26 protein-coding genes are annotated in these 23,895 nt (G+C 54.2%); 6 read left to right on the forward strand and 20 right to left on the reverse strand.

Annotation, left to right across the window (positions count from 1 at the left end; translation table 11 throughout):
- Positions 1 to 178: 178 nt before the first annotated feature.
- From PAGR_RS15230 to sdhC, 4 genes are read right to left on the reverse strand one after another with little or no spacing between them, the layout of a single operon-like run.
- Positions 179 to 895, reverse strand: coding sequence for a succinate dehydrogenase iron-sulfur subunit (locus tag PAGR_RS15230; RefSeq protein WP_013025062.1), 717 nt, complete (start codon positions 893 to 895; stop codon positions 179 to 181).
- 14 nt (positions 896 to 909) lie between these two features.
- On the reverse strand, positions 910 to 2,676 hold the full coding sequence (sdhA, locus tag PAGR_RS15235) for a succinate dehydrogenase flavoprotein subunit (RefSeq protein ID WP_013025061.1): 1,767 nt from the start codon (positions 2,674 to 2,676) through the stop codon (positions 910 to 912).
- The gene (gene sdhD / locus PAGR_RS15240; protein ID WP_013025060.1) at positions 2,677 to 3,024 is read right to left on the reverse strand and encodes a succinate dehydrogenase membrane anchor subunit; all 348 of its coding nucleotides are present in this window, start codon (positions 3,022 to 3,024) and stop codon (positions 2,677 to 2,679) included.
- Positions 3,018 to 3,440, reverse strand: coding sequence for a succinate dehydrogenase cytochrome b556 subunit (gene sdhC / locus PAGR_RS15245; protein ID WP_013025059.1), 423 nt, complete (start codon positions 3,438 to 3,440; stop codon positions 3,018 to 3,020). Before sdhC ends, sdhD begins: the two co-directional genes overlap by 7 nt.
- A gap of 590 nt (positions 3,441 to 4,030) precedes the next feature.
- On the opposite strand from sdhC, the gene PAGR_RS15250 reads away from it, so the two are divergent.
- On the forward strand, positions 4,031 to 5,314 hold the full coding sequence (locus PAGR_RS15250; protein WP_014606294.1) for a citrate synthase: 1,284 nt from the start codon (positions 4,031 to 4,033) through the stop codon (positions 5,312 to 5,314).
- A 158-nt stretch (positions 5,315 to 5,472) separates the two neighbouring features.
- Here PAGR_RS15250 and PAGR_RS15255 read toward each other — a convergent pair whose 3' ends face one another.
- The 12 genes from PAGR_RS15255 to PAGR_RS15310 form a co-directional block, all read right to left on the reverse strand.
- The gene (locus PAGR_RS15255; protein ID WP_014606295.1) at positions 5,473 to 6,045 is read right to left on the reverse strand and encodes a GNAT family N-acetyltransferase; all 573 of its coding nucleotides are present in this window, start codon (positions 6,043 to 6,045) and stop codon (positions 5,473 to 5,475) included.
- A gap of 66 nt (positions 6,046 to 6,111) precedes the next feature.
- Positions 6,112 to 6,900, reverse strand: coding sequence for an endonuclease VIII (nei, locus tag PAGR_RS15260; RefSeq protein ID WP_014593192.1), 789 nt, complete (start codon positions 6,898 to 6,900; stop codon positions 6,112 to 6,114).
- Between the two features lie 11 nt (positions 6,901 to 6,911).
- Positions 6,912 to 7,559: a pyroglutamyl-peptidase I gene (gene pcp, locus PAGR_RS15265; RefSeq protein WP_014593191.1), complete on the reverse strand. Its 648-nt coding sequence runs from the start codon at positions 7,557 to 7,559 to the stop codon at positions 6,912 to 6,914.
- 6 nt (positions 7,560 to 7,565) lie between these two features.
- On the reverse strand, positions 7,566 to 8,582 hold the full coding sequence (locus PAGR_RS15270; RefSeq protein WP_014606296.1) for a DUF979 domain-containing protein: 1,017 nt from the start codon (positions 8,580 to 8,582) through the stop codon (positions 7,566 to 7,568).
- Entirely contained in the window at positions 8,582 to 9,310 is a 729-nt protein-coding gene (locus PAGR_RS15275; protein WP_013025053.1) for a DUF969 domain-containing protein, read from the reverse strand. The genes PAGR_RS15270 and PAGR_RS15275 overlap by 1 nt, the downstream gene beginning before the upstream one ends.
- Before the next feature lie 58 nt (positions 9,311 to 9,368).
- The gene (gene pxpA, locus PAGR_RS15280) at positions 9,369 to 10,106 is read right to left on the reverse strand and encodes a 5-oxoprolinase subunit PxpA (protein ID WP_014606297.1); all 738 of its coding nucleotides are present in this window, start codon (positions 10,104 to 10,106) and stop codon (positions 9,369 to 9,371) included.
- On the reverse strand, positions 10,096 to 11,028 hold the full coding sequence (gene pxpC / locus PAGR_RS15285) for a 5-oxoprolinase subunit PxpC (protein ID WP_014606298.1): 933 nt from the start codon (positions 11,026 to 11,028) through the stop codon (positions 10,096 to 10,098). Before pxpC ends, pxpA begins: the two co-directional genes overlap by 11 nt.
- Positions 11,022 to 11,678: a 5-oxoprolinase subunit PxpB gene (gene pxpB, locus PAGR_RS15290; protein ID WP_013025050.1), complete on the reverse strand. Its 657-nt coding sequence runs from the start codon at positions 11,676 to 11,678 to the stop codon at positions 11,022 to 11,024. Before pxpB ends, pxpC begins: the two co-directional genes overlap by 7 nt.
- Positions 11,679 to 11,835: 157 nt before the next feature.
- Positions 11,836 to 12,579, reverse strand: coding sequence for a type 2 GTP cyclohydrolase I (locus PAGR_RS15295; RefSeq protein ID WP_014606299.1), 744 nt, complete (start codon positions 12,577 to 12,579; stop codon positions 11,836 to 11,838).
- A 17-nt stretch (positions 12,580 to 12,596) separates the two neighbouring features.
- Positions 12,597 to 14,024, reverse strand: a complete 1,428-nt coding sequence (phrB, locus tag PAGR_RS15300) for a deoxyribodipyrimidine photo-lyase (RefSeq protein WP_014606300.1) — start codon at positions 14,022 to 14,024, stop codon at positions 12,597 to 12,599.
- A 12-nt stretch (positions 14,025 to 14,036) separates the two neighbouring features.
- A complete protein-coding gene (locus PAGR_RS15305; RefSeq protein WP_013025047.1) occupies positions 14,037 to 14,996 on the reverse strand; it encodes a YbgA family protein in 960 nt (319 codons plus the stop codon).
- A gap of 174 nt (positions 14,997 to 15,170) precedes the next feature.
- Complete coding sequence (locus PAGR_RS15310; RefSeq protein ID WP_013025046.1) at positions 15,171 to 15,371, reverse strand: DUF2517 family protein; 201 nt, start codon at positions 15,369 to 15,371, stop codon at positions 15,171 to 15,173.
- 254 nt (positions 15,372 to 15,625) lie between these two features.
- Between PAGR_RS15310 and kdpE the strand changes: the two genes are divergently transcribed.
- The gene (gene kdpE, locus PAGR_RS15315; protein WP_014606301.1) at positions 15,626 to 16,300 is read left to right on the forward strand and encodes a two-component system response regulator KdpE; all 675 of its coding nucleotides are present in this window, start codon (positions 15,626 to 15,628) and stop codon (positions 16,298 to 16,300) included.
- A gap of 41 nt (positions 16,301 to 16,341) precedes the next feature.
- On the opposite strand, the gene pgm is transcribed toward kdpE, so the two are convergent.
- Both pgm and seqA read right to left on the reverse strand, forming a co-directional pair.
- Entirely contained in the window at positions 16,342 to 17,982 is a 1,641-nt protein-coding gene (pgm, locus tag PAGR_RS15320; RefSeq protein WP_013025044.1) for a phosphoglucomutase (alpha-D-glucose-1,6-bisphosphate-dependent), read from the reverse strand.
- Between the two features lie 25 nt (positions 17,983 to 18,007).
- Positions 18,008 to 18,559, reverse strand: coding sequence for a replication initiation negative regulator SeqA (seqA, locus tag PAGR_RS15325; RefSeq protein WP_014606302.1), 552 nt, complete (start codon positions 18,557 to 18,559; stop codon positions 18,008 to 18,010).
- Positions 18,560 to 18,811: 252 nt separating this feature from the next.
- On the opposite strand from seqA, the gene ybfF reads away from it, so the two are divergent.
- From ybfF to fur, 4 genes are all read left to right on the forward strand, one after another.
- Positions 18,812 to 19,576 carry an esterase gene (gene ybfF / locus PAGR_RS15330; RefSeq protein ID WP_014606303.1) on the forward strand — a complete coding sequence of 255 codons (765 nt, stop codon included), beginning with the start codon at positions 18,812 to 18,814 and terminating at the stop codon, positions 19,574 to 19,576.
- Positions 19,577 to 19,742: 166 nt separating this feature from the next.
- Positions 19,743 to 20,027: a LexA regulated protein gene (ybfE, locus tag PAGR_RS15335; RefSeq protein ID WP_013025041.1), complete on the forward strand. Its 285-nt coding sequence runs from the start codon at positions 19,743 to 19,745 to the stop codon at positions 20,025 to 20,027.
- A 122-nt stretch (positions 20,028 to 20,149) separates the two neighbouring features.
- Positions 20,150 to 20,680: a flavodoxin FldA gene (gene fldA, locus PAGR_RS15340; protein WP_006118431.1), complete on the forward strand. Its 531-nt coding sequence runs from the start codon at positions 20,150 to 20,152 to the stop codon at positions 20,678 to 20,680.
- A 335-nt stretch (positions 20,681 to 21,015) separates the two neighbouring features.
- The gene (gene fur, locus PAGR_RS15345) at positions 21,016 to 21,459 is read left to right on the forward strand and encodes a ferric iron uptake transcriptional regulator (RefSeq protein WP_013025040.1); all 444 of its coding nucleotides are present in this window, start codon (positions 21,016 to 21,018) and stop codon (positions 21,457 to 21,459) included.
- 60 nt (positions 21,460 to 21,519) lie between these two features.
- On the opposite strand, the gene PAGR_RS15350 is transcribed toward fur, so the two are convergent.
- Together PAGR_RS15350 and glnS are read right to left on the reverse strand one after the other, a co-directional pair.
- Complete coding sequence (locus PAGR_RS15350) at positions 21,520 to 21,915, reverse strand: hypothetical protein (protein ID WP_014606304.1); 396 nt, start codon at positions 21,913 to 21,915, stop codon at positions 21,520 to 21,522.
- Positions 21,916 to 22,146: 231 nt separating this feature from the next.
- Complete coding sequence (gene glnS, locus PAGR_RS15355; RefSeq protein ID WP_014606305.1) at positions 22,147 to 23,814, reverse strand: glutamine--tRNA ligase; 1,668 nt, start codon at positions 23,812 to 23,814, stop codon at positions 22,147 to 22,149.
- Positions 23,815 to 23,895: the final 81 nt, after the last annotated feature.

Raw genomic sequence — 23,895 nt, forward strand, 5'->3', positions numbered from 1 at the left:
TGCTTTTTTGAGGTTTCATTTGTTGCCGCTTTCGCGGTTTGCCGTAGTGAGTTCAGCGATACGAGCACTGTGCGCAGCGCGCGCCCGGCCCGTAAGGGAACCTTTGTAAACGTGGTCGGGACCGCGTTTACAGAGGCTTCCGTAAAATACCGGGAACCTGAGGTTCCCGGTGGTACAACTACGCGCTGCGTTGCAGCAGCATCGACTTAATGTGGCCGATAGCACGCGTCGGGTTTAGCCCTTTAGGACAAACACTTACACAGTTCATGATGCTGTGACAGCGGAAAACGCTGAATGCATCGCTCAGATTATCCAGACGCGCATCCGTTTCCGTATCACGGCTGTCAATCAGGAAGCGGTAAGCGGCCAGCAGGCCTGCAGGACCAATAAACTTGTCCGGGTTCCACCAGAACGACGGGCAAGAGGTTGAGCAACAGGCGCAGAGAATACACTCATACAATCCGTCCAGATGCTCACGCTCGCCCGGCGACTGCAGATGCTCACGCGCTGGCGGGTTTTCACCGTTATTCAATAAGAAAGGCTTAATTTTCTCATACTGGGCATAAAACTGGCCCATGTCCACCACCAGGTCGCGCACGACCGGCAGGCCCGGTAGAGGACGGATAACGATTTTCTGCTTGCCGTTGCCTAACGCCGAGACCGGCGTGATGCAGGCCAGGCCGTTTTTCCCGTTCATGTTCAGGCCGTCTGAACCGCACACGCCTTCACGGCATGAGCGACGAAACGCCAGGGTAGGATCCTTCTCTTTCAGACGGATCAGCGCATCCAGCAGCATCATGTCACGGCCGTCTTCCGCTTCCAGGGTATAGTCCTGCATGCGCGGTTTGTCATCGACGTCCGGGTTGTAACGATAGATCGAAAATTCAAGTCTCATGATGATCTCCGCAATTAGTAGGTACGCGCTTTCGGCGGGAAGGCCGCACGCAGTTTCGGTTGCATGTTCACCTCACGGCGCGTCATGCTTTCCGTTTGCGGAACATAGAGGCTATGGCACAGCCAGTTGGCATCATCACGTTCCGGATAGTCGAAGCGGCTGTGTGCGCCACGGCTCTCAGTGCGGTAGTTGGCCGCCACTGCGGTGGCATAAGCGGTTTCCATCAGGTTATCCAGCTCAAGGCACTCAATACGCTGTGTATTGAAGTCAGGTGAGCGGTCATCCAGGCGCGCGGACTTCAGACGCTCACGGATCTCTTTCAGTTCAGCAAGCCCTTCACGCATCGCATCGCCTTCACGGAATACCGAGAAGTTGTTCTGCATGCAGCGTTGCAACGCCTTGCGGATTTCAACCGGATCTTCACCCGTGGTGTTATTTTCCCAGCGGTTGAAACGCGCCATCGCGGCATCAATGTTTTCCTGGCTGGCTTCACGCAGTTCACCCTGCTCTTCCAGACATTCAAGCAGATGCACGCCAGCCGCGCGACCGAAGACCACCAGGTCCAGCAGCGAGTTGCCACCCAGACGGTTCGCCCCGTGTACCGATACGCAGGCGATTTCACCCACCGCGAACAGGCCAGGAATCACTTCGTCTTCGCCCTGCTCATTCACACGCAGCGCCTGACCGGTGACTTTGGTTGGCACGCCGCCCATCATGTAGTGACAGGTTGGGATAACCGGAATCGGCTCTTTAATCGGGTCAACGTGAGCAAAGGTACGGGACAGCTCAAGGATGCCCGGCAGGCGCGATTCCAGCACTTCCGCACCCAGGTGATCGAGTTTAAGCTTGATGTGCGGGCCCCATGGACCGTCGCAACCGCGACCTTCACGGATTTCCACCATCATCGAACGGGCCACAACGTCACGACCGGCAAGGTCTTTGGCGTTAGGCGCATAGCGCTCCATGAAACGCTCACCGTGTTTGTTCAGCAGATAACCGCCTTCACCACGACAGCCTTCGGTGACCAGTACACCAGCACCGGCGATACCGGTTGGGTGGAACTGCCACATTTCCATATCCTGCACAGGCACGCCCGCGCGCAGCGCCATGCCAACACCGTCGCCGGTATTGATGTGGGCGTTCGTCGTGGACTGATAAATACGTCCTGCACCGCCCGTCGCCAGAATGGTGGCCTTGGCTTTGAAGTAAACCGTTTCGCCGGTTTCCATGCAGATTGCCGTACAGCCTACGATGGCACCGTCGTCATTTTTGACCAGATCCAGTGCATACCATTCGGAGAAGATAGTGGTTTTATTTTTCAGGTTCTGCTGGTACAGCGTATGCAGCAGTGCGTGGCCGGTACGGTCGGCCGCTGCGGCAGTACGCGCCGCCTGCTCACCGCCGAAGTTTTTCGACTGACCACCAAACGGACGCTGATAAACGCGGCCGTCATCAAGACGGGAGAAGGGCAAGCCCATGTGCTCCAGTTCCAGAATCGCTTCCGGACCGACGTGACACATGTATTCAATCGCGTCCTGGTCACCGATGTAGTCGGAACCTTTGACGGTGTCATACATATGCCATTCCCAGTTATCGTCATGGGTGTTACCCAGCGCAACGGTGATTCCGCCCTGCGCGGAGACCGTATGGGAACGGGTCGGGAAGACTTTGGACAACAGGGCACAGGTCTGGCCCGACTGGGAGATTTGCAACGCCGCGCGCATACCCGCGCCGCCTGCGCCGATCACCACGGCATCAAATTCTCTTACTGGTAAACTCATTTACACACCCCACACCACAACAAATCCATAAATTGCATATGACAACAGCGCCACTACGATGACCAACTGCAACAGCAGACGCGTTGCCAGCGGTTTAACGTAGTCCGTTAAGACCTGCCACATACCGATCCAGCCGTGGATCAGAATGGAAAACAGCGTCAGGAGCGTGAACACTTTTGTAAATGCAGAAGCGAAGAAGCCACGCCAGATGTCATACGTCAGCGTGTCTGTCATCACCACGAAACCGAGGAGATAGATGATGTAAAGCGTGATGAGGATTGCCGTCGCGCGCAGCAGCAGCCAGTCCTGAATGCCATTGCGACCCAACGCGGATGCATTGCTTACCATACGAGGACTCCTGCTAAAATTGAAAGCACGACAGTAATACCAAACGTCACCTGCGCAGAACGCTTACCTGCTTCGAGCGTTTCGGCCAGATAACCAAAATCCATTAACATATGACGTATCCCGCCCACTGCATGATAGGCCAGCGCAGTCAAAATGCCCCACATGATGAACTTCGCAAAGAAGCCATTCATGACAGATGCAGCGTGCTGGAAACCTTCAGGAGAAGAGAGGGAAAGACCGAGAAGCCATAACAGGATGCCGAGAGCAACCAGGGTGATGACGCCGGAGACGCGGTGAAGAATGGACGATATTGCAGTAACGGGAAACCGGATCGTCGAGAGATCCAAGTTGACAGGTCTTTGTTTTTTCACGGTTTTGCCCACACAGCTCTTTTTTATTTTGCTTCCTCCGGACATAAGACCTGAACCCTAAACGTGTTCAGACTTTATCCGTCACCAAAATAGCAACATCCAGTGTTAAATGACGTGTTACAAACGCTGGGTGGCTCCTGGTGTCAGGGTATTCCGGAGACCTGGCCGGAAGTATAGGACGATCACATTCTGATTACAATTCCCCTACAAACTCTTTGGAGAATTTTGGGTGGAACAGTGATCATTCTCACGTTTTTCACAATTCATACAAATTTAATTATCTGATTTGACAATAGTTCAACAATTCAGTTACAAACTATCCCGATAAAATCCTATGATGCACAAAAGTTATGGGGATACACTTTCTCCTAAGCTCAAGTTATGTAACATTGCCACTAACAGCTTTTAAAACCATCAGGTTATTGGTTACAAAGAAGTTATGTCCTGACCGGATCTTTAACAACCGCGATATGCACATGTCACGGCTTTACATTTCCTGTGGAACGCGCCTCTCACTCTGTACCCTTCACTGCTTATAATGCAGAGTGACATCGTGAAGTACTGCCTAAATGCAACATGCGCGCGTTTCAGGTGTCGAAAGATCCTTACCTGCCCAAGGCGCTATGGAGACGAAAATGACAGATAAAAAAGTGACGCTAACCCTACCCGACGAAAAGCCTATTGAACTGAAAGTGCTGCAAGGCACGCTGGGCCAGGATGTCGTCGATGTCCGCGAACTGGGTTCTAACGGCCTGTTTACCTTCGATCCTGGTTTCACGTCTACCGCGTCCTGCGAGTCAAAAATCACCTTTATCGATGGCGATGAAGGTATCCTGCTTCACCGTGGTTTTCCCATCGATCAGTTGGCCACCCACTCTAACTACCTGGAAGTGTGCTATATCCTGCTGAATGGTGAAGCCCCGACGCAGAAACAGTTTGAAGAGTTCAAAGTCACCGTTACCCGCCACACCATGATTCATGAGCAGATCACGCGTCTGTTCCACGGCTTCCGTCGCGACTCACATCCAATGGCTGTGATGTGTGGCGTGACTGGCGCCCTGGCCGCGTTTTATCACGACTCGCTGGATGTGAACATTGAGCGCCATCGTGAAATCGCCGCTTTCCGCCTGCTGTCTAAAATGCCTACCATGGCAGCGATGTGTTACAAGTATTCAATCGGCCAGCCGTTCGTTTATCCACGTAACGACCTTTCCTACGCCGGTAACTTCCTGCACATGATGTTTGCAACGCCTTGTGAAGAATACAAGGTCAACCCTGTGCTTGAACGCGCCATGGATCGCATTCTGATTCTGCATGCCGATCACGAGCAGAACGCCTCAACCTCAACCGTCCGTACGGCAGGTTCATCAGGCGCTAACCCGTTTGCCTGTATCGCGGCCGGTATCGCCTCCCTGTGGGGACCGGCGCACGGTGGCGCAAACGAAGCCTGTCTGCGCATGCTGGAAGAGATCAGCACCGTTGAACACATTCCAGAATTCGTACGTCGTGCAAAAGACAAAAACGACTCCTTCCGCCTGATGGGCTTTGGTCATCGCGTTTACAAAAACTATGACCCACGCGCAACCGTCATGCGTGAAACCTGTCATGAAGTGCTGAACGAGCTGGGCATGAAAGATGACCTGCTGGAAGTGGCGCTGGAGCTGGAACACATTGCGCTGAACGACCCGTACTTCATCGAGCGTAAACTCTATCCAAACGTGGACTTCTACTCCGGTATTATCCTGAAAGCCATGGGCATTCCGTCTTCCATGTTTACCGTGATTTTTGCCATGGCACGTACCGTTGGCTGGATCGCCCACTGGAAAGAGATGCACGACGAAGGCATGAAAATTGCCCGTCCGCGTCAGCTGTATACCGGTTATACCGAGCGCGACTTTACGTCACAGCTGGATAAATAAGCCTGTCGCCTGGGCGAATATCGCACCGGGCCATCGACGACAAAACGGCTATGCTGACAAGGCATAGCCGTTTTTTTATGCCCGAAGGATGCAGGTTCCGTTGAGGCCGGACAGGTTTAACCTTATCGCTAAAGATGCTGTCGGATCACGGCAAAATGTTACTTTTTCGCTGCCGTTTCGCCAGCCTGAGCCGCTCTGAATTTGCGCCACTCATCCCGCGTCACCTCCCAGAGCTCGGCGTCATGTTCGCCTGAAACATAGCGTTGCTTTCCCGTTTTGATACAACGCATACCGCTTTTAACCGAGATAGCGACCGACCGCACGTTTGCTGCGGCTTTGGGCGTTCTTAATACCGGTTTATTCAGTACATTGAACCAGTAATCGGTAACGGCATTGCTGGCCTCCGACATGTAACCCTGCCCCTGCCAGTGGGGTACTAACCAGAAGCCGCGATGGTTGTCCGGCGTGTCCATCAGGCTGATGACCCCGATCAGCATCGTCTCCGCTTCCCTGCGCCGTATCGTCCAGTACCAGCCTTTTCCCGCCTCAACAGCGGGTAATGCCACGTTCGCAACAAAGTCTCTGGCGGCGCCGTCCGGATAGGGCCAGGGCACCGAATCGATCAGGTAACGGACAATTTCCCATTGGGGAAACGCCACCTGAATCGCATCCGCGTCCTGCAGGGTGAGCGGTTTTAAAACCAGCCGTTCGGTCAGGATTTCAGGCGTCATGATGATCTCCCTGCAGCAGAAAACGGAATGATTAACGGAGCCTGCCCGTCAGGCCCGCCTGTCTTTTTATACCTGACAGCCCGGACACCAGTAAAATGGCCGTGAGGATAAAACGCCCTTCTCAATCACCGTGCCGCAGCGCCGACACGTCTTGCCCTGACGATGAAAGACTTCAAAACGAAAGGCAGCTTCGCTGTGATACTTTTTCATCGTGCCACGCATGCGGTAGGCATGACGCGGTACGGACAGCAGCGCGTCGCTGAAGGCGTCAAGCTGTGACTCGCTCAGTGACTGCGCGTTATGGTGTGGAAGCAGCTGTGCCAGCCAGAGGATCTCCACGCGCAGATAGTTGCCTAATCCGGCCAGAAACGCCTGGTCGAGTAATAAACCGCTGAACTGGCGACGGCGGAAGCGCGCTGAGAGCAGGCGCTGCTTTACCTCCTCCGGCGTCAGCGCGTGGCTTAACACATCAGGCCCAATGCGATTCAGGAACGGATGACTGGCCAGGGTTTCCGCATTCAGCAATTCAATATCCGAAGCGCTGTAAAGCAGGATGGCCTGGTCTGCCGTTGCCAGGCGCACACGTAACTGCCGTTTAGTCTCGGGCTGCACGTCTGGCGACACGATGCGCCAGACGCCGTAAAGTTGATTATGCGAATAGAGCGTCAGACCATTGCTGAAATGTGTCAGCAACGCTTTGCCGCGCGTTTCAATCGACTCTACCTTTTCCCCCACTAATGTGGGCTCGTAAGTTTTTAATGCAGGGAAAGCAAACCAGACGTCGGCCAAAGGCTGCCCGACAATGGCCATTTCAAGCTGATCCGCCACACGGCGAATCTCCGGTCCTTCTGGCATCACTCGTCCTCTTAATGGGTTGCGCCACCCGCTTCCTTGAGATCGTTGGCGGTTTCCAGCGTGGTCTGCACCGCAATTTTCAGCGCCTCGATCACGGTTGCGGCGGGCATGCTGGGTGCGCCAGGATGGTGGACCGCCTGCTCTGGCAGGTAAGGGATATGAATAAATCCGCCACGCGCCGCGCTGTCATGTTGATGCAGCCAGTGCAGCAGACCATACATCACCCGGTTACAGGTAAAGGTGCCGGCGGTTTGCGACACCGAAGCCGGAATACCGGCTTTGCGCACGGCCGCCACAATGGCTTTGATCGGCAGGCGTGAAAAGTAGGCGGCCGGGCCATCCTGCGCAATCGGCTCATCCACGGGTTGATGGCCCGCGTTATCGGGAATGCGGGCGTCATCGACGTTAATGCCGATGCGCTCGACGGTGATATCGCTGCGCCCGCCCGCCTGCCCCACAGCAATAATGGCATCCGGCTTAATCTCTTCCAGCGCCTGATACAACACGTCCAGCACCTCGCTAAAGACCACCGGCAGTTGGCGCGTCACGATACGTGCCCCGCCAATCTGCTGGCCTTCAAGCGCGCTAACCGCCTGCCACGAGGGATTAATGGATTCGCCACCAAAGGGCTCAAACGCCGTCATCAATACCGTTTTCATGCTGCCTCACAGAAACATCAGGAAATAGAGTAAAAACACGTTAACAATTAACAGTAGCACACCGGTTGGGACCTGAGCTTTGATGACCGCGTTACGATCCGGCAACTCCAGCAGCGCGGCGGGCACGATATTAAAGTTCGCGGCCATTGGTGTCATTAAGGTTCCGCAGTAGCCGGAAAACATGCCGATTGCCGCCATGACAGCCGGATTACCACCATGTTGTAGCACCAGAATGGGAATGCCCACACCGGCGGTAATAATCGGGAAAGCGGCAAAGGCGTTGCCCATGACCATAGTTAACAGCGCCATGCCAACAGCGTAAACGGTCACGGCAATAAAGCGGTTATCGACCGCCAGATAATGTTCGGTCAGATGCGAGATGGCGCCGCCCACGCCCGCAGCGGTGAACAACAGCCCCAGCGTGGCCAGAATTTGCGGTAGCAGGAAAGCCCAGCCCACACAATCCAGCAGACGCCGGGTTTCCTGCATCGACTGAACCGGCTTCTCATGCGTCAGTTTCATGGCGATTAGCCAGCCCAGCAGGCAGCCCACCGTCATGGAAAACAGCGTGACCAGGGTGGAATGATTGCCGGGTCCAAATACCCCGCTCTGCAAACCGGGAATATTATTAAAGGCCAGAACGCCAATCACCGTTACGACAGGAATCGCTAACGCAGGCAGAAAGAGTTTATTTTTAAGGCGTTGTGCGCTGGCCTCTTTTTCCTCTTCGCTACGTTGATGGTAGCGACCAAGCTTTACGCCACCACAGCCGGCAATTAAGCCCATCAGCACAACTGCCACGCCCACGGTAATATGCAGGGTGCGCGTGCCGCTCTGTGTTGATCCCATCAGCTGTGACATCAGCTGCGTTGTCCAGTCCCCCACCAAAAAAATCAGACCGTATAAGCCCCAAAACAGGCCGGTGGTAAAGCGACGTGGGTTCCCGCTGTCACGCCAGGATAAAAAAGCCACGACCAGCAGAATCACGCCAGCCAGCCACATCAAATATTGTTGCTGGAACATTAGCGATCTCCTCTGGCGTTGATGGCCTGGCTGTTGATGGCACTCAGTTCACGCGCGAGCTGACGGTCCAGCCTTATCAGGCGCGCGGAGTGAATCAGAAAAGCCGCAATGGCCGTCGGAATGCCCCACAGCGCGATATGTAGCGGCTCGGTCTGAATACCGGCGGACTCCTGCATAAAGTTGTGCATAAAGATGATGGCGCCAAAGGCGACAAAGATATCTTCGCCAAAGAACAGGCCGACGTTATCCGTCGCAGCGGACATGGCTCGCAGGCGATGGCGAATCTCAGGCGACAGTTCACCGTAACGGCTTTCGCTGGCCCCTTCGGCCATCGGTGCCAGCAGCGGTCGCACCATTTGCGGGTGACCACCCAGGCTGGTCAGCCCCAGCGCCGCAGTGATCTCGCGTACAAACAGGTAGATGATGAGCAGTCGCCCTGCCGTCGCCGTTTTAATCTGTGCGATCCACGTCTGGGCGCGCTGTTTCAGACCATGGCGCTCCAGCAGGCCAATGACCGCCAGCGGCAACAGCAAAATAAGCGGCAGATTGCGGGTATTCAGGAAGCCCTCGCCCAGTTTTTGCAGAATATCGCCCAGCGGCATCATGGCGGCAATCCCGGTGACGAAGCCCGCGACAATCACCACCAGCACCGGATTAAAGCGTAAAACGAAGCCTGCGACGATGGCAGCAATGCCCAGTAGTGGCCAGAGATTCACTACGCTGTCCATATTTTCCCCTTGTGATAGACCAAAAAAAGCCTGAGCTTATCAGCCCGGCGGTGCTGTTTTATTGACTGGTTACAGCAATATTGTTATTCGCGAAGCTGGCACGTAATCGTTGAGCGAACTGCAGCGCGTGTGCGCCGTCACCATGCACGCAGACGGTCTGCGCGTTAACCGCTACCCACTCACCACTTACGCTTTTTACCCGCCCCTGCTGCACCATCATCAACGTCTGATCGATTGCCTGAGCTTCCTCTTCAATTAATGCGCCGGGTTGACCGCGGGGCACCAGAGCACCGCTGCTGAGATAACCGCGATCGGCAAAAACTTCCTCGCGGGTTTTCAGGCCATGGTGCGCCGCCGCACGAATCGATTCGCTGTTCGCCAGCCCCACGACGATCAGTCCGGCATCGACGGCCTTAACGGCACGCGCAATGGTGTCCGCCAGGCCCGCGTCGGCGGCAGCCTGGTTATACAACATCCCATGCGGCTTTACATGGACCAACGATTGCCCTTCGCTCTCCGCCAGGCTTTTCAATGCGCCGACCTGATAGATGATTTGTGCGTAAAGGGTTTCTGGCGGCAGTTGCATGGCGCTGCGGCCAAAGTTTTCACGGTCAGGGAAGCTGGGATGCGCACCAATCGCCACACCAAACGCTTTGGCCCAGCGAACGGACTGCAGCATCATTTCTGCATCGCCCGCGTGAAACCCGCAGGCGATATTGGCGGAGCTTACCAGTTGCAATAGCGCACGATCGCTACTGCCGCCCTCGCCCAAATCGGCGTTTAAATCAATTTTCATTAGCCAGTCCCCATGCCATTTGATCCAGGGCGAGCTGTTGCTGCCGCTTTGCCGCCTGCGCTTCCTGAGTCGTGCAGAGAATAAAATGGATCGGTTCCCCCAGACGGATCTGCGCCAGATGGTAGAGATCGCTCTCTATCACACAGGCGATGCGCGGATAGCCCCCGGTGGTTTGTGCATCCGCCAGCAATACAATGGGTTGTCCGTTTCCCGGCACCTGAATAACGCCGGGTACCAGTCCGTGAGATAACAGCTCGCGTGAGGCCTCACGCTGCAAGGTTGGCCCCTGCAAACGGTAGCCCATGCGGTTGCTTTGCGGATTGAGTGTCCATGCCGCTCGCCACAGCTTTTGCTGTGCCTCTTCACTAAACTCATGATATTCCGGCCCCGGCAGTGCCCGAATGCGATTGCCCCACAGCAACTGCTTTACCCCTTTCTTATGCGTAAAGGGCTGCCCCGGTTTGCCCAGAGGAATACGATCGCCATCCTGCAACGTGCGCCCCTGGAAGCCGCCAAACCCGGCTTTGATATCTGTGCTGCATGAGCCCAGTACCTCTGGGACATCGAATCCTCCCTGTATCGCCAGATAACTGCGCATACCGTGAACCGGTTTCTTTAACACCAGCACCTGGCCTTTTTTAACCGGCAACCGCCAGCCGGTCCAGACGGGTTTCCCGTCCAGTTCGGCCTGACAGCCGGCGCCCGTCAGGGCGAACCAGCCATCGCGTCTGAACTCGGCTTTAAACTGGCCCAGGACAATTTCCAGAACGGCGCTGCCCGGCGGATTACCGACCAGTAAATTTGCCGTGATCATGGCAGGCTGATCCAGAACGCCACTGACGCCGATACCGTACTGACGCCAGCGGTTGCGGCCCAGATCCTGAATGCTGGTGGCCAGCCCCGCCCGAAGAATTGTTAACATATACCTTCCTTTTGCGGCACAAACCGGACTTTGTCGCCGGGTTGCAGCAACGTCGGTGGCTGCTGTTGCGGAGTGAAAAGCGCCACCGGGGTTTGACCAATCAACTGCCAGCCGCCCGGAGAAGCCAGCGGATACACGCCCGTCTGGCTCCCGCCTATTCCCACCGAACCTGCCGGTACGGCTACGCGCGGTTCCGCGCGGCGCGGCATGTGCAGGCGGGGATCAAGCCCGGCCAGATAGGGGAATCCCGGCTGAAAACCAATAAAAAAGACGTCGTACTCGCTACTGCTGTGTAACTCGACCACCTGCTTTGCTGACAGTCCAGCATGATCCGCCACCTGAAGCAGATCGGGGCCTGCTTCACCGCCGTAGATAACCGGCACTTTTACCAGACGAGACCCGGTGGCCTGCGCTTCGCTTTCCAGCCACCACTGCTGAAGCTGCGCTGTGGCCTGCTGCGCGTCAGAGGGCGCCTCCTCCAGCAACAACGTGAGGTTGTTCATGCCGGGAATCACGTCCCGTATCGCGCCATGTGACTGTAAGCGCTCGCTCAACTGCCATATTCGCTGCTGACTGGTGAGGGAAACCGGCGGAGCCAGCTCCAGCACCACCGCGCGTTCGCCCAGCATGTAACATCGTGTTTCTTGCAACGCGCACCTCCCGGTTAAAAAAATGGTTGCGCTCAGGCAGTATGCTGGCGTCCAAAAGCAGGCACTGGTATTGCGGCCTTAAGAAGGTAGTTATGCGAAAGTGACAGAGATGTGTCAATAGATTTGGGTTCTGCCGCGTGATACAGAACCCGGAGGATCAGGCAGGATTGGGAATATCAATAAAGGTCACATCAAGGCCATGCTCTGCTGCCAGCCACTCGCCCAGCGCCTGAATGCCGCAGCGTTCGGTGGCATGATGACCCGCAGCAAAAAAGTGCAGACCCTGCTCACGTGCGCTGTGAATCGTCTGCTCTGACACTTCGCCAGTAATAAAAGCGTCTACCCCAAAGCCAGCCGCAGCGTCGATAAATCCTTGCCCACCGCCGCTGCACCAGGCTACACGACGAATTGCAGCAGGTGCATTATCACCGCAGTGCAGCGGTTGGCGCCCTAATACCTCGGTGATACGCTGTGCCAGCTGCTCACCGGTAATGGGCTGAGCGAACTCGCCCCACGGCACCAGCGGCATGATCTCGCCTACCACATCGATCCCCAACAGCCTGGCCAGTTGCGCATTATTCCCTAACTGCGGGTGCGCATCGAGCGGCAGGTGCCAGCCATAGAGGTTAATATCGTTAGCCAACAGGGTGCGCAGCCGCTGGCGCTTCATCCCTTTAATGACCGCAGGCTCGCTTTTCCAGAAATAACCGTGATGGACCAGCACGGCATCGGCCTGGCGGGCCACCGCTTCATCCAGTAATGCCTGGCAGGCGGTCACGCCCGTAATCACCGTTTTTACCCTGGCGCGGCCTTCAACCTGAAGGCCGTTTGGCGCATAGTCGCTGAAGGCAGCGGTATTGAGCTGCTGGTTGACGATTTTTTCTAACTCGTAGTGATTCATTTCTGCTCCTTGCCGCCTCAGGCCGCGTTCTTCGCGCGCTCAAAGGCGTCGAGTGTCTTTTTACGTGCGTCCTTATGTTCCACGATTGGCGCCGGATAATCGAGTTTCTTGTTATTTTTCTGAGCCCATTGGTGAGGCTGATGGATATCGCTGTCAGGCACCTCTTTCAACTCTGGCAGATAGCGGCGAATAAACTCCCCCTCTTTATCGAAGCGCTCGCCCTGCGTGGTCGGGTTGAAGATGCGGAAATAAGGCGCGGCATCGGTGCCGGTTGACGCCGCCCATTGCCAGCCGCCATTGTTGGCAGCCAGGTCGCCATCGATCAACTGCTGCATGAAGTACCGCTCGCCTTCTCGCCAGTCGATAAGCAGGTCTTTCACCAGAAAGCTGGCGGTAATCATGCGAAGTCGGTTGTGCATCCAGCCGATGGTCTGCATCTGACGCATGGCGGCATCCACAATGGGATAACCAGTTTTCCCCGCCTTCCAGGCGTCGAAGTGCGCACTGTTACGTTGCCACGCCACGTTGCGTGTCCAGTGAACAAAAGGCTGATGTTTGCACAAGCGCGGATGCGCCACGATGAGGTGACGGTAAAATTCACGCCATATCAGTTCGTTGATCCATACGGCAGCCGGACTGCTCTCCAGCGCTTTGGGTTGTTCATGTAGGATTCGATGCAGGCATTGCCGTGGCGAGAGCACGCCGGTAGAGAGATAGACCGATAAACGACTGGTGCTGTCCAGCGCGGGCAAATCGCGCTGCTTTGCGTAATCGAGCACCGCCTGTTTGGCAAACTCACGTAACCGCTTAACGGCCGCCTGTTCACCGGGCGGAAACAGCGACGTGTCGATATCCGCTTTTGGATAATCGAAAGGAGGAAGGCTTTTTGGCTCTTTAAGCGGCGCACCTTCACGGGCTTTGGGAGCCGGCACACACTCGGGTAACCCCTGTTGTAGCCGCCGTAAAAAGGCCTTGCTGAACGGCGTAAACACTTTATACATCTCGCCATCGCCGGTTTGAATACTGCCCGGTGGCAGCAGCAGGCTGTCATCAAAGCCCTGGCAGACTACGTTCGCCTCATGCAGGCGTTTTTCTGCGCTGGCATCCCGTTCACGCTCATTGACTTCGTACTGGTAATTGTAGAAAAGCTTATCGACCTGCTGCTTCTGGCAAAAGCCGACCAGAAAATCGATGCTGGCCGCGAAATCATCACACTGATGAAAATGAAGCGGAATGCCCCGCTCCGCGAGGGAGGACTGCAGCATATCCAGACTCTGATGAATAAATGCGACCTGGCGGGCCGCCATCTCATGTTGCTGCCACTGCCCGGGCGTTGCGATAAACAGCGCAATCACCCTGGCATCGGGTTGGGTGCAGGCCGCGTGCAGCGCCAGATTATCGTTAATACGCAGGTCGTTTCGCAGCCAGACTAAATGCGTGGTCATAGTACTCCTGAATCATTGTCCGTATCGCAGGCGCAGGGCTTCGGGGTAAGGATCGAAGTAACGCTGCTGCGTCAGCCAGGGGTGCGGATATTCCGCCATATAGTGCTTAAGAATTGTAATGGGTGCTAACAGCGGTTGCGTTCCCTGCCGGTAGCAGTCAATCAGCGACGTCAGCTCTTTGCGCTGAGGAGAGCTTAACTGACTACGGAAATAACCCTGAACGTGCATCAAAACGTTAGTGTGATTCGTGCGGGACGCGGGCTGTGACATCAAATCCATCAGGCGGCTGCGGTATTCAAAGGCAAAAGCCTCCAACGATTCCCACTGGTTCATTGAGGCAACAAACGGCCCCAGCTCACGGTATTTCTTCTGGGAATGCGCCAACAGCAGCAGCTTGTAGCGGCTGTGAAAAGCCATCAGGTTGTGACGAGTCAGGCCCTGTTTCCACATCTGATTAAACTCATGCAGGGCACAAATCCGGCCAATAAAATTTTCGCGCAGGGTGGGATCGTTAAGGCGACCATCTTCTTCAAGCGGTAGCCAGGGCATTTCACGCTGCAAAAAGGCGGTAAAAATGCCGGTGCCTGCTTTGCGGTTATTGTTGGTGGCGGGTTCATAAATCCTGACCCGTTCCATGCCGCAGCTGGGTGATTTTGCGCACAGGATGTAGCCACAGAGATGATGAAGGGATTTAACGCGGTTTTCGGACCAGTCGCGCATTTTATCGGTGATGTCCTCTCCGCCCTCTTTGCTGAAGCACAGGTGCAGAGCGTCATCATCGCCCATTTTAACGAGGCGTAAGGCCGGGCGAGGCGTAGGAAGGCCAATCGCCATTTCGGGGCAGACAGGTTCAAAACGTACAAAAGGGGTGAGTTGATCAGTAGCGAAAGCCAGGCGCTTATGGCCGCCATCAAATCTGACGCTCTCACCAAGCAGACAAGCGCTGATTCCAACCGGAATTTTCTCACTCATACTTGTACAACCTCCGAAAACTTGTAGAGGTTTAAGTGTAGCGCAAAATAGTGGGGAAATCAGCCTGCGGGGCTTTGCAGATGACGATAATGCTCAAAAAAAGCCCGTTCCCCGTAATAAGATTCAGGGAACGGGCCAGAAATTCAGGGGCTGAGGCGTTTTAATGCAGTCTGATTACCAAAAGACACCGGCAGCGGCTTCAGACTGTGCCAGCCAGACCGGCTTGGTGCTGGTTTTGCACCACATACGATGCAGATAGCTGTAAAAGCGGGCACGATCCTTGCGAAACAGCATGACCGGCAGAGCCAGCAGGCCCAACAGGATAACCAGCGTACGGCGCAAAATGATTTTATGACGAGAATAAGTCCGGTACATGGATTCCTCCTGACGAAAAGTCGGTTAAATGTGATCTGCGTCCAATATTACGCCTGATTGTGTAATTTTACTACTCATCTGACCACTAAATTTGACGCTTTTTTGCACTGTTAATGACAATCTGAAAATTAGTTACATTTTGGTTAAATAATGGTTTTGACGATGATCTTTAGCGCGATTCGATGGCAACACGGACGAAAGGCTGAAAAGTTGATACAGTGTGTTTTCCCTTTTCAGGCAATGGCAGGATTGGCGTGACCACGGTTTTAATCATTGAAGATGAGAAAGAAATTCGCCGCTTCGTGCGCATCGCGTTGGAAAGCGAAGGCCTGAAGGTTTTCGATGCCGAAACGCTACAACGTGGGTTGATTGAGGCGGCGACGCGAAAACCCGATCTGGTCATTCTCGATCTCGGCCTGCCCGATGGCGATGGCAAAACCTTTATTGGCGAGCTGCGTCAGTGGAGCACGCTGCCCGTGATTGTGCTGTCGGCCCGAATCGACGAACAGGATAAAATTGACGCGCTGGATGCAGGGGCCGACGACTACCTGACGAAACCCTTCGGTATTGGTGAACTGCTGGCACGCGTTCGCGTCGCCTTGCGCCGTCATGCCGGACAACATACCGATCCCAAGGTCAGCTTCGCCGACGTTACCGTGGATATTGCGGCCCGCAGAGTGCTGCGCGCTGGCGAGGAAGTGCACCTTACGCCGATAGAGTTTCGTTTGCTGACGACGCTGCTGAACAACGCGGGCAAAGTGCTGACCCAGCGGCAGCTGTTGAGCCAGGTGTGGGGACCAAACGCCGTTGAACACAGCCACTATCTGCGGATCTATATGGGGCACCTGCGGCAAAAGCTGGAGGCGAATCCTACCCAGCCGGTACATCTGCTCACGGAAACCGGCATCGGCTACCGGTTTATGCCATAAAAAAAGCGCCACTTAGGCGCTTTTTTCATTTAACAGGCAAATCAGGCGTTTTTCAGCACTTCGCTGACAATCTCTACCGCTTCTTTTTCTATCTGCGCGCGGTGTTCTGCGCCCAGGAAACTTTCACAATAGATTTTGTATGCATCTTCGGTGCCTGAAGGACGGGCAGCAAACCAGCCGTTTTCCGTCATCACTTTCAGGCCGCCGATAGACGCGCCATTGCCCGGCGCAGCGGTCAGACGCGCGGTGATCGGATCGCCCGCCAGCGTGTCAGCACTCACCATTTCAGGTGACAGCTTAGACAGCGCCGCTTTCTGTGCGGAACTGGCTGACGCCTGCAGGCGATTGTAGCTGGGTGCACCAAAACGCGCGGCCAGCTCATCATAGTGCTCCTGCGGGTTCTTGCCGGTGACCGCGGTAATCTCCGCTGCCAGCAGACACATGATGATCCCGTCTTTATCGGTGGACCAGGGCGTACCGTCAAAGCGCAGGAATGAAGCGCCCGCACTCTCTTCCCCACCGAAGCCAAAGCTGCCGTCGAACAGGCCATCCACGAACCACTTAAAGCCCACCGGCACTTCCACTAGCTTGCGGCCGATGTCGTTAACGACGCGGTCAATCATGGCACTGGACACCAGGGTTTTCCCCACGGCAACGTCTTTGCCCCATTGTGGACGATGCTGGAACAGATAGTTGATAGCAACGGCCAGATAGTGGTTCGGGTTCATCAGGCCGGCAGGCGTGACGATACCGTGGCGGTCATAATCGGGATCGTTGCCAAACGCCAGGTCAAATTTGTCCTTATAGGCCAGCAGGCCCGCCATGGCAGATTCGGACGAGCAGTCCATGCGCACCACGCCGTCTTTATCCAGATGCATAAAGCGGAACGTCTGATCAACGGCGTCATTCACCAGGGTCAGATCGAGTTTGTAGTGCTCAGCAATGCGCTGCCAGTAAGCGATGCCGGAACCGCCAAGCGGATCGACGCCGATTTTCAGGCCCGCTTTTTGAATCGCCGGGAAATCGATGATCTGTGAAAGGCCTTCAACATAAGGCTGGATCAAATCTTTCTCAACCACGTGACCGCTGGCCCAGGCCTGGTCCAGTGGCAGACGCTTCACGCCTTTCAGGCCCTCTTTCAACAGCTGATTCGCGCGATCTTCAACCACTTTGGTGACGTTGGTATCGGCAGGGCCACCGTTCGGCGGATTGTATTTAATCCCGCCGTCTTCAGGTGGGTTGTGCGAAGGCGTAATAACGATGCCATCCGCCAGCTGATCGCCCGATTTATTGTGCTCAAGGATGGCGTTTGAAATCGCCGGCGTTGGCGTATAGCCATTGTCCTGTTGAACAATCACGTCAACGCCGTTTGCGGCCAGCACTTCCAGCACGGACAACAGCGCAGGTTCAGAAAGCGCATGCGTATCTTTACCTACGTAGCACGGACCGGTAATCCCGTTCTTTTTACGCTCTTCGGCAATCGCCTGAGCTATGGCCAGGATGTGCTTTTCGTTAAAGCTGTGGCGTCCTGCGCTACCGCGATGGCCTGATGTGCCAAATTTCACCGCATGTTCTGGGTTAGCCACATCGGGCTGCAGGACATAATATTGTGAAGTTAATTGTGCAACGTTAATCAAATCGCTCTGCTGGGCAGGCTGCCCGGCACGGGGGTGATTGGCCATTGGCGCTTCTCCCTGACGCTTCAGTTTAAATGGTGCCGCAAACTTTCTCTGCCAGTTCCGACGGGAACTGCATCGACAGCATAATGTGTTCAACCATGCTGCGTTTGCGACCGGTATTGGTATTGGTAATAACCCAGTACGGCGTGCCGGGAACGTGCTTCGGCTTGGTATGGGTACCGCTTTGCAGCAACGTATGTTCATCGCCCGCGAAATAGATGCGCGTGCGGCCCTGCAGCGACGTTGTCGCCTCGGCAAACGCTGCGGTATCCAGACGATAGAGCGTTGACAAGATTAGCATAAAGCGGTTAACCGCCCGCTTCTGCTCCGCATATTCATCCGACAGCATAAGCTCACGCACCGCGCGAACACGATCCTGAGGACGCGATTCATTACCTGCCGACGGTGCCGCTTTAGACGGGGCCGGTGCGGAGAGGGGCTGCGTGTCATTGACCGCCGCGGGCTGACCGGCAGTAAACTTCAGCATACGGCGCAGAATATCGGATGCACTTTCGCCAATGTGTTGCGTGTGGCTGGCAATATAACGGTAGAGCTCTTCGTCAACTTCGATCGTTTTCATCTTATTCCGTACGGTTTTTTTACTCACGACAGAACCCGCGATTTTCTGAATACCCCGAGCTGCTGATCGGCATTTCAAAAAGGAGGCAGGTTCTAACATGAAGATTATAAAGTTAAATTCAGACAGGCTGATAGCATTCAAACGGTTTATGGGCAAAAGTCAGAATATGTCCTAATGCCGCCGGAAGCAGCGCGCCTGAAAAGGTGAAACCATGATAACCTAAGCTCAGGTCTCACACTTAAGAACTTCGCTATGATTTTGAATGCGCGCCTGCAAACTGAACAATCTTCTTCTGATTCCACACCTGTCCTGCTGATTCATGGTCTGTTTGGCAGTCTTGATAACCTTGGCATTCTGGCCCGAGGGCTTAAAGACGATCGACCGCTTATTCAGGTTGATGTGCGCAACCACGGGCTATCGCCGCGCGCAGACGAGATGAACTACAGGGTGATGGCTCAGGACATGCTGGATACGCTGGATGCTCAGGGGATTGAGCGGATCGCGGTCATTGGTCATTCCATGGGCGGTAAGATCGCCATGACAATGAGCGCGCTGGCACCAGAACGTATCGAACAGATGGTGATGATCGACATCGCGCCCGTTGACTATCAGACACGTCGGCATGACGAGATTTTTGCCGCTATCCGGGCCGTCACGGCCGCTGGCGTCACCTTACGCACTGAAGCCGCAGAGATCATGCGCAACCACATTGATGAGGACGGCGTCATTCAGTTCATCCTGAAATCATTCAGTCAGGGCGAATGGCGCTTTAATGTCCCGGTGTTATGGGACAACTATGCGCTGATCTCCGGCTGGCAGGAGGTGCCTGCCTGGCCACATCCCGCGCTGTTTATTCGCGGTGGCGACTCACCTTATCTGGATAATCAGTATCGTGACGCGTTACTCAGGCAGTTCCCGGCCGCGCATGCACATGTGATCGGTGGTGCTGGTCACTGGGTCCATGCTGAAAAACCTGATGCCGTTTTACGCAGTATTCGACGCTTTTTTGCGCTTTAAAACATCTTAACTGGCTGTAAAAGTTTAAGATTGGCGTCCGCGGTTAGCCTGGAGTATGATGGCGCGCTAAATTTTTGCCGTAGGCGCGGTTGCCCGCGGGAAGAGTCAATACTTTAATCTGCGCAGCGGAAACGTCTCGTTCGCGCCCACTCAGTTGTACTAAGTCATGGCAAAAGAACACACTGACCGTACGACGCTCGATCTGTTCGCTAACGAGCGTCGCCCGGGTCGCCCAAAAACCAGTCCGCTTACGCGTGATGAACAACTGCGTATCAACAAACGCAATCAACTGAAACGTGACAAAGGGCGCGGACTTCGTCGTGTCGAACTCAAAATGAACAGTGAAGCCGTTGAAGCGCTGAATATGCTGGCTGAGCAGCGCAATCTCAGCCGCAGCGAATTAATTGAACAAATGCTGCTGGCACAACTCAAACTGGACTCACGCGGGTAAACCGCACACAGAAACAAATGTCGCGGCTTTACACATTCCGCCCTTTTGCGCGGTCTGCTATCATTTGCTGAACAGGCTCCGGCATTCATTCTATCATCAGGATTTAAGAGGTTATTTTACCCATGGCAATCGTAGGCATCTTCTTTGGCAGCGATACCGGTAACACCGAAAACATTGCAAAAATGATCCAGAAACAACTGGGTAAAGACGTTGCAGAAGTTCACGACATCGCGAAAAGCACTAAAGAAGACTTAGAAGCCTTTGACATTCTGCTGCTGGGCATCCCCACCTGGTATTACGGTGAAGCCCAGTGCGACTGGGATGACTTCTTCCCGACGCTGGAAGAGATCGACTTTAACGGCAAGCTGGTTGCGCTGTTTGGCTGTGGCGATCAGGAAGATTACGCAGAGTACTTCTGTGATGCCATGGGAACCATTCGTGACATCATCGAACCTAACGGCGCCATCATCGTGGGCCACTGGCCGACCGAGGGTTACCACTTCGAAGCGTCAAAAGGCCTGGCTGATGACAACCACTTCCTGGGTCTGGCTATTGATGAAGATCGCCAGCCAGAGCTGACCAACGAACGCGTTGATAAATGGGTTAAGCAAATTTTTGATGAGCTGCAGCTCAAAGAAATCATTGAAGCCTGATCGCGCTGAGCTCAGTGTGGACGCAGGTTCACACTGGGCAAACGGCTTTTCCTATAAAAATAATAGCTACATTTTTGTAACTTTCCCCATTTAATCTGTAGAATACCCGCATCGATCATCTGCTTATTTCCCTGGAACTGAGATGACAAAACGCGAAATGCGACTCGTCCGCTTTCCATGCCATGCGCAGCGAACATCGCCGCTGGCGCATCGCAAGGACATCGGTTTTCATTTCAGCGCATCAGTTCTATAATGAGACGCAAATGAGAATGGCGGTCGATCGACATACAGGCTACGTGCCACAAGAGTGACTAAAGTAACAGGACAATATCCGCATGACTGACAACAATACCGCATTAAAGAAGGCTGGCCTGAAAGTCACATTGCCCAGACTCAAAATTCTGGAAGTGCTTCAGGAACCTGCATGCCATCACGTCAGCGCGGAAGATCTGTATAAACGCCTGATCGACATGGGCGAAGAGATTGGACTGGCCACGGTCTACCGTGTGCTTAACCAGTTCGACGATGCAGGCATCGTGACCCGCCACAACTTTGAAGGCGGTAAATCGGTGTTTGAGCTGACGCAGCAGCACCATCACGACCACCTGATCTGTCTGGATTGCGGTAAAGTGATTGAATTTAGTGACGAATCCATTGAGACGCGTCAACGTGAAATCGCGACCCGTCATGGTATTAAGCTCACCAACCACAGCCTGTACCTGTACGGCCACTGTGCACTGGGCGACTGCCGTGAAGACGAAACGCTGCACGACAAATAAGCGCTTTCGGGTACAAAGTAAAAAAGCCGATGTTCACATCGGCTTTTTTATTGCTGTCGCTCAGGTCACGAGCGTTTCCTGCAGGTAGCGCCAGCGTGGAACAGAGGTGGTGCAGTCCAGAATCGCCAGCGAAATACGGCTTTTATTTTCACCATTCATCATCTGCAGTTCGCGATACTGAATCGTCACTTCGTTCGCATGCTCAGAAAGAATTACATGCTCACTGGTCGCAATGCGCATCCCTTCCCTTGCCCCCTGCAGTCGTCGAAAAAGATCTTCAACCTGATCCAGATTCAGCTGTTTTCCCTGCGGCGTGACCATCTTAAAATCGGGATGAAAGTGCGAGAGCAGCAGATGAAAACTGTCGCTACCATCCCGAACATGATTAAAAATATGTTCAATAAGCTGATGTAACACGACAACGCTATGTTTGGCTTCCTGTGCAAAAAGTGTCATTTTTTCCTTTTAAACCCACAAACTGATACTTCAGAGGGTTAGCGTACCTGAAAAAAAAGAATTAACACTGGGAAATTTATTAAAAAAATTAAACTGAGAGCGGTTCCACAAAAATAAAATTAATACTCTGACTCTGCTCAGGAGAAACGTCGGTACTAAAAAAAATCGCCGCAATAAAAAAGGGCGATAAGTCGCCCTTTCGATTACCCTGCGGTCAACATCACACAGAAATTATTCGCCGATTTTCGCCCAGGTATCGCGTAAACCTACCGTGCGGTTAAACACTAACTGTGAAGGGGTTGAATAAACGCTGTCGGCACAGAAGTAGCCTTCGCGCTCAAACTGGTAAGGCGCGCTGGCCACCGCATCACGCAGGCCGGGTTCAACGAAGCCCTGTTTGACTTCCAGCGAGTCGGGATTAATCGTGGTCAGGAAATCGTCTGCCGCGCCAGGATTGGGTACGCTAAACAGGCGATCGTAAAGACGGAACTCAGCGGGCAGCGCATGTTCAGCGGACACCCAGTGAATCACGCCTTTAACTTTACGGCCGTCAGCAGGATCTTTGCTCAGCGTATCCACATCACAGGTGCAGTAGATGCAGGTGATATTGCCTTCTTCATCTTTCGCGATGCGCTCGGCTCGGATCACGTACGCATTACGCAGGCGCACCTCTTTACCCAGCACCAGGCGTTTATACTGCTTGTTAGCTTCTTCACGGAAATCGGCCCGATCGATCCAGATTTCGCGGCTGAACGGCACGTCGCGCGTCCCCATCTCCGGTTTGTTAGGATGGTTCGGCATGCTAAGCACTTCGTTATGGCCTGCCGGCAGGTTTTCCAGCACCAGCTTAACCGGATCCAACACCGCCATCGCGCGTGGCGCATTTTCGTTGAGATCGTCGCGGATACAAGACTCCAGCGAGGCCATTTCAACAATGTTGTCCTGCTTGGTGATACCAATACGCCGGCAAAACTCACGGATTGAGGCCGCGGTATAACCACGGCGACGCAGGCCGGACACGGTTAACATACGGGGATCGTCCCAGCCTTCCACATGCTTCTCACTGACCAGCTGCGTGAGTTTGCGTTTTGACATCACCGCATATTCAAGATTCAGGCGCGAAAATTCGTACTGACGTGGATGAACCGGAATCGTGATGTTGTCCAGCACCCAGTCATACAGACGGCGGTTATCCTGGAACTCCAGTGTACAGAGTGAATGCGTAATGCCTTCCAGCGCATCGGAAATGCAGTGGGTAAAATCGTACATCGGGTAGATGCACCATTTGTTGCCGGTTTGATGATGTTCAGCAAACTTAATGCGGTACAGCACCGGGTCGCGCATAACGATAAAGCTGGAAGCCATATCAATTTTTGCACGCAGACAGGCTTTACCTTCTGCAAATTCACCGTTGCGCATTTTTTCAAACAGGGCAAGGTTCTCTTCCACGCTGCGATCGCGGTATGGGCTGTTTTTACCCGGCGCGGTTAACGTTCCCCGGTATTCACGAATTTCTTCAGGGGTCAGTTCATCAACATAGGCAAGTCCCTTTCCGATCAGTTCAACCGCATACTGGTAAAGCTGATCAAAATAGTCAGATGAATAACGAACGTCGCCACTCCACGAAAAACCCAACCACTGCACATCACGCTTGATGGACTCAACAAATTCCATATCCTCTTTAACCGGATTGGTATCGTCAAAACGCAGATTGCACTCGCCCTGATAGTCTTGTGCAATACCAAAATTCAGGCAGATTGACTTAGCATGACCGATGTGCAGATAACCATTTGGCTCTGGCGGGAAACGGGTATGCACACTGCTGTGCTTCCCGCTCGCCAAATCCTCGTCAATAATCTGACGAATAAAGTTAGTTGGGCGGGCTTCAGCCTCACTCATCTCAAAATCCTCAACGCGTAGAAAGGGTGGTTTATACCACGTAATATCCGGGTATGATCCACAAAGCGTTGCAGAGAAACA

Source organism: Pantoea ananatis PA13, assembly GCF_000233595.1.
Lineage (GTDB): Bacteria > Pseudomonadota > Gammaproteobacteria > Enterobacterales > Enterobacteriaceae > Pantoea > Pantoea ananatis.